This window comes from Microbacterium sp. LWH12-1.2, assembly GCF_040675825.1.
Classification (GTDB): domain Bacteria; phylum Actinomycetota; class Actinomycetes; order Actinomycetales; family Microbacteriaceae; genus Microbacterium.
The window spans coordinates 1-1,795 of the sequence record NZ_JBEGIJ010000002.1 but is presented as its reverse complement, the minus strand read 5'-3'; the positions used below and the strand labels follow the sequence as shown (position 1 = coordinate 1,795).

The window sequence follows — 1,795 nt, the reverse complement described above, 5'->3', positions numbered from 1 at the left end:
TCTTCACGAGGAACGAGGCGGCGACCATGCGCACGCGGTTGTGCATGTAGCCGGTGCGCCAGAGCTCTCTCATTCCAGCGTCGACGAGGGGGACGCCGGTGCGACCGCGCTGCCAGGACTCCAGATGCGCCTGGTCGAGGCGCGGCCACGGAAACGCATCGAACTCCCGACGCAGATTCTCCGTGGCAAGGCCCGGGAAGTGGTACAGCGTGTGCCAGGCGAACTCACGCCACCCGAGCTCCGACAGGAACCCTCCGGCGCCGTCGACGGCGGTGGCTTCGTGCCAGACCGTGAAGGGGCTCAGCTCGCCCCACCTCAGCCGTGGGGACAGCAGCGATGTCGCACCTGCCGACGGCTCGTCCCGAGCGCGGTCGTACGCGGGGAGGTCCTCCTCGAGAAACGAGCGAAGTCGTCGTCGAGCGGCCGGCTCGCCGGGCTCCCACGTCTCCCGAAGTCCTTCTGCCCAGTCGGGTCGTGCGGGCAGCAGTTCCCAGTCGTCAAGCGCGTCGGATGCCGCATCCGATCGCCATCCGTCGATCTCGCGCGGCTCCGCAAGGGGCATACGGGGCGTCGGCATGGCGAGGCACGCGCGCCAGAAGGGGGTGAATACCGAATAGTGCGTCCCGCCGCCGGTCGTCACGGTCCACGGCTCGTGCAGCAGCGAGGCGGCGAACGACGCGACCTCGATGCCGTCCGCCCGCAGCGACGACTTCAGATCCGCATCGATGGCACGTTCCGCGCCCCCGTAGCGTCGGTTCCAGAACACCGCAGCGGCACCGACATCGTTCACGGCTTCACGCAGGATGCGGTCTGCCGGCCCTCGACGCAGGATCAGTTGTGCGCCGCGTTCGCGCAGCCGCTCCGCGAGGGATGCGAGCGAGTGATGAAGCCACCACCGCGCGGCACCGCCCAGCGAGCGAATGCCGGGTGAGTGCTCGTCGAGGACGTAGAGCGCCACGACAGGCTCGCCCCGCTCGATCGCTGCGTGCAGCGCGGGGTTGTCGGCGATCCGCAGATCATCGCGGAACCAGACGAGCGACGGGGATGTCACCGCGGACTCCTCATCCGGCGACGCCTCGCGGTCGAGGTCGTCTGTTCGCCGGTGGCCCAGAGGGCCCAGAGCACGAGCAGCGGCTGCAGGAACAGCCGGCCGAGTCGCTTGGCATCGGTGTCGAGCCCGGGCGTTGAGCGCTGGGTGCGCCACTGATGGACGTTGCCGGGGAACACGGCCACGAAGAAGGCGGCGGTCGCCCATCCGATTCGTCGTCGTTCCTTCGGCAGAGTGAGCAGACCAGCGGCGAGTGCGACTTCAGCGGCTCCCGAGGCGATGACGATCGCATCCTTGTCGAGCCGGGTCATCCGCGTCGCCCAGTCCGGCACGACGACGCGGAAGCCGCGCGGGGACACGAAATGCCCGATCCCGATTGCCCCCAGCGCGATCGCCAGCGCCCATCGTGCGATTGCTCTGCTCATCTCTTCACGCTACATGTGACACCTGGAGCCACTTCTTCACTTCATGAGCGGCGTTGCCTACCATCGTCACAACGGAGCGAAGCTCGCCGCGTCAGCGGGGCGGGCATCGAGGAGGCTGCATCATGACGACATTCCTGCTCATTCACGGGGGAGGCGACACCGGGTGGGCTTGGCATCGTGTGCAAGCCGCTCTGGAGTCACGAGGGCACCGGGTCTTCGCCCCTGACCTGCCAGGCGACGATGACTCGCTGACGCTGGACGACTACGCCGAGGCGGCCGTCGCCGACATCGAAGAAGGAACGAGCCTGGTTGTCGTGGGCAC

At 68.2% G+C, this 1,795-nt stretch carries 3 protein-coding genes; 1 reads left to right on the top strand and 2 read right to left on the bottom strand.

Annotation, left to right across the window (positions count from 1 at the left end; genetic code table 11):
• Together MRBLWH12_RS18490 and MRBLWH12_RS18485 are read right to left on the bottom strand one after the other, a co-directional pair.
• Nucleotides 1-1,051 (bottom strand): cryptochrome/photolyase family protein (locus MRBLWH12_RS18490; RefSeq protein WP_363551411.1); only part of this gene is annotated, 1,051 nt, incomplete at its 3' end.
• A complete protein-coding gene (locus tag MRBLWH12_RS18485; protein WP_363551410.1) occupies nt 1,048-1,473 on the bottom strand; it encodes a DoxX family protein in 426 nt (141 codons plus the stop codon). The genes MRBLWH12_RS18490 and MRBLWH12_RS18485, both read right to left, overlap by 4 nt.
• A 122-nt stretch (nt 1,474-1,595) precedes the next feature.
• Here MRBLWH12_RS18485 and MRBLWH12_RS18480 point away from each other — a divergent pair.
• Nucleotides 1,596-1,795, top strand: a 200-nt coding sequence (locus tag MRBLWH12_RS18480; RefSeq protein WP_363551409.1) for an alpha/beta fold hydrolase, incomplete at its 3' end; no start/stop codon positions are given.

What these genes read in the sequence shown, in the direction of transcription:
- MRBLWH12_RS18485 (WP_363551410.1), bottom strand. Translation starts at nt 1,473, where the DNA reads ATGAGCAGAGCAATCGCACGATGGGCGCTGGCGATCGCGCTGGGGGCA.